The organism is Streptomyces sp. NTH33, assembly GCF_003236365.1.
Classification (GTDB): Bacteria; Actinomycetota; Actinomycetes; order Streptomycetales; family Streptomycetaceae; genus Streptomyces.
This window is the reverse complement of the sequence record NZ_POTZ01000606.1, coordinates 1-3,424: the sequence shown is the minus strand read 5'-3', so window position 1 is coordinate 3,424 and position 3,424 is coordinate 1. Positions and strand designations below refer to the sequence as shown.

General features: G+C 70.5%; 3 protein-coding genes and 1 pseudogene. All 4 read right to left on the bottom strand.

Features of this window, described 5'->3' with window-relative positions; translation table 11 throughout:
* Positions 1 to 129: 129 nt before the first annotated feature.
* Positions 130 to 1,926 carry a DEAD/DEAH box helicase gene (locus C1I97_RS33695; protein WP_111006814.1) on the bottom strand — a complete coding sequence of 599 codons (1,797 nt, stop codon included), beginning with the start codon at positions 1,924 to 1,926 and terminating at the stop codon, positions 130 to 132.
* Between the two features lie 118 nt (positions 1,927 to 2,044).
* Positions 2,045 to 2,428, bottom strand: coding sequence for a type II toxin-antitoxin system death-on-curing family toxin (locus C1I97_RS33690; protein ID WP_111006813.1), 384 nt, complete (start codon positions 2,426 to 2,428; stop codon positions 2,045 to 2,047).
* Positions 2,429 to 2,626, bottom strand: a complete 198-nt coding sequence (locus C1I97_RS33685) for an Arc family DNA-binding protein (protein WP_073946286.1) — start codon at positions 2,624 to 2,626, stop codon at positions 2,429 to 2,431.
* 46 nt (positions 2,627 to 2,672) lie between these two features.
* A pseudogene (locus C1I97_RS33680) lies at positions 2,673 to 3,424 on the bottom strand (MFS transporter); the annotation flags it as partial.

Here is a 3,424-nt window from a genome sequence, read left to right as displayed (position 1 = left end):
CACCGAAATATACACAAGGCTATTCGTCGGCAGCGTCAGATGTGTATAAGAGTCAGCCCCGGGGACGGTCACCCCTCGACCCACCGAGACGGGCGGGCGAGTGGGAAAACCCCCGCCCCCAGCGGAGCGTCACCTCATTCGCGTCGCCCACTCCTGCACCTTGGCGATCCGCTGCCGCAACTGCCCCGCCGTCGCCTCCGCGCTGGGCGGGCCACCGCACACACGGCGCAGTTCGTTGTGGATCACCCCGTGCGGCTTGCCGCTCTGGTGGACGTACGCGCCGACCATCGTGTTGAGCTGCCGGCGCAGCTCCATCAGCTCCTTGTGCGTGACCACCGGTCGCCGGTCGGCGGGCAGTTCGAGCAGGTCGGCCTCCTCGGCCGGCCTCCTGCGGCTGTGCGCGATCTGCCGGGCCTGCCGCTTCTGCAGCAGCAACTGCACCTGCTCGGGCTCCAGCAGCCCCGGAATACCGAGGTAGTCCTGCTCCTCCTCGCTGCCCGGGTGGGCCTGCATGCCGAACTCGGCGCCGTCGTAGAGGACCCGGTCGAAGACGGCGTCGGACTCCAGCGCCTCGAAGGGCAGCATGTCCTGCTCGCCGGTGTCCTCGTCCTGCTCCCGGTTCGCCTCCTCCATCTCCTTCTCGGACTCGGCGTACGGGTCCTCCTCGCCGTCCTTCTTCGGCCTGTCGAGGGCGTGGTCGCGCTCGACCTCCATCTCGTTGGCGAAGGTGAGCAGGTCCGGAATGGTCGGCAGGAAGACGGAAGCGGTCTCGCCGCGCCGCCGGGACCGTACGAAACGGCCGACGGCCTGGGCGAAGAACAGCGGCGTGGAGATGGTGGTGGCGTACACCCCGACCGCGAGGCGGGGCACGTCGACGCCCTCGGACACCATGCGGACGGCCACCATCCAGCGGTCCTCGTTGTTGCTGAACTCGTCGATCCGCTTCGAGGCGCCGGTGTCGTCGGAGAGGACGAGCGTCGCGCTGTCGCCGGTGATCTCGCGGATCAGCTTGGCGTAGGCGCGGGCGGAGTCCTGGTCGGAGGCGATGACCAGGGCGCCGGCGTCCGGGATGGCCTTGCGGACCTCGGTCAGCCGCTGGTCCGCGGCGCGCAGCACGGCCGGCATCCACTCGCCGCGCGGGTCGAGCGCGGTGCGCCAGGCCTGGCTGATCGCGTCCTTGGTCATCGGCTCGCCCAGCCTGGCCGCGACCTCGTCACCGGCCTTGGTGCGCCAGCGCATGTTGCCGCTGTAGGAGAGGAAGATGACGGGGCGGACGACGTTGTCGGCGAGGGCGGAGCCGTAGCCGTAGGTGTAGTCGGCGGCCGAACGCCGGATGCCGGCCGCGTCCTCCTCGTACGTCACGAACGGAATGGGGTTGGTGTCGGACCGGAACGGCGTACCGGTGAGCGCGAGCCGCCGGGTGGCCGGCTCGAACGCCTCCAGGCACGCCTCGCCCCAGGACTTGCTGTCGCCGGCGTGGTGGATCTCGTCGAGGATGACGAGGGTCTTGCGCTGCTCGACGCGGTTGCGGTGCAGCATGGGGCGGACGCCGACGCCCGCGTACGTCACGGCGACCCCGTGGTACTCCTTGCCGAGCGGGCCCGCACTGTACTCCGGGTCCAGCCTGATCCCGATCCGCGCGGCCGCCTCCGCCCACTGCTTCTTCAGGTGCTCGGTCGGCGCGACCACGGTGACCTGCTGGACGACGTGGTGGTGCAGCAGCCAGGAGGCGAGCGTCAGCGCGAAGGTCGTCTTTCCGGCGCCGGGGGTGGCCACCGCGAGGAAGTCGCGTGGCTGCTCCTGGACGTACTTGTCCATCGCGGCCTGCTGCCAGGCACGCAGCTTGCTGGCGGTGCCCCAGGGGGCGCGCCCCGGGAAGGCGGGCGAGAGGTGGTGGGAAGAGGAGGCGGCGGCGGTGATGGTCACGGTCTCCGGTTCGCTGTGCTCGGGTACTCGGCTACGTATGACAACCGGGCCACCCTACCGGGGGCCCGGTGGTGCCAACGCGGCAACGGCACGGCGTCACCCGGGGATGGGACTGAGGTCACATCGACTCGTGCAGTGCCCTCAGACGCCGGGCGATCAGGCCCACATCTTCCAGACTCCCGGCCGCCACCTCGACGACCAACTTGTACGCCTCGTCCTGATCGACGTCGACCATTTCGGCCCCGTTGAAGTCGAGGAAGACCACGGTGCACATCCACGCGGTGCGCTTGTTGCCGTCGATCAAGGGATGGTTCACGGCGAGCGACTGCAACAGCGCCGCCGCTTTCTCGAACAGGTCCGTGTAGGCCTCGACGCCGAACATCTGCGACCGCGGCCGATGAAGGGCCGAGCTGAGCAGGCCCAGGTCACGGACCTCGACCTCCTGCTCCCCGCACGCCAGCTCGGCCAGGTCCAGGGCCTCCTGGACCGTCAGGTACTTCATCTACTCCCCCAGCCGCCTCAGAAGGTCGGCATGTTGCGCCGCGTATTTGGCCCCCAGGCGGCGAACCGTGGCTCGGTCCGCTTCCTGCTCCAGATACCGGTCGATGGCCTGAAGCACTATTGCGTGCATACTGCGCCCCTCCTCCTCCGCCCGCTGCTTGAGAGCTTCCTGCTGGTCGTCACGGAGACGAAGATTCATAGCCATACCAGAACGGTACCATTCTTGGGGTCATTACGGTACTAATCTATACGCTACGCAACCGCCTCGTCACCCAGACCCCCGCCAGCGCCACCCCCGCCATCGGCAGGAACACCGCCGCGAACGCCGCCGGGTGGGAGGCGGAGCCGGCGGCCGTCGCCGTCGTGTGGGCGACCGTGCCGCCGCCCAGGGCGGCGAAGGCGGCGCCGCCCGCGGCGAGCAGGACGACGTTGGACAGGGCGTCGGAGATCTGCAGGGCCGCGGAGTTGGCGCCGGCCTCCTCGGGGGCGGACAGGCGCAGCAACAGCACGCTGGTGGAGGCGATGACCAGGCCCATGCCGAAGCAGCCGAAGGCCCAGGCGACGGCGACCGTCCAGACGGGCACGGCGTCGATCAGCACGCTGGGCGTGGCGGCGATGGACGCGGCCACCAGCAGCATCCCGAGGGTCATCAGCCGCTCCCGGTGCGGCGCCATCCGAGGCCGCGACTGCACCCACGAGCCCAGCGCCCAGGTGACCCCGCCCGCCGCGAGGGAGAACCCGGCCAGCGTCGGGGACAGCCCCCGCTGGGTGACGAGCATCAGCGGTACGAAGGACTCGGCGGCGATGAAGGAGCCCGCCGCGACCCCGCGCAGCAGCACCACGGACGGCAGCCCGCGCGCCGCCCGGTACGTGCCGCGCGGCAGCAGCCCCAGCACGGCCGGCACCAGCAGCGCGGCCCCCGCCGCTCCGGGCAGCAGCGACAGCCACCGCAGGTCCTGGGCCGCGTACTGCAGCAGCCCGGCGCCCAGGGAGATAC

What these genes read in the sequence shown, in the direction of transcription:
- C1I97_RS33690 (WP_111006813.1), bottom strand. Translation starts at nt 2,428, where the DNA reads ATGAAGTACCTGACGGTCCAGGAGGCCCTGGACCTGGCCGAGCTGGCG.
- C1I97_RS33685 (WP_073946286.1), bottom strand. Translation starts at nt 2,626, where the DNA reads ATGAATCTTCGTCTCCGTGACGACCAGCAGGAAGCTCTCAAGCAGCGG.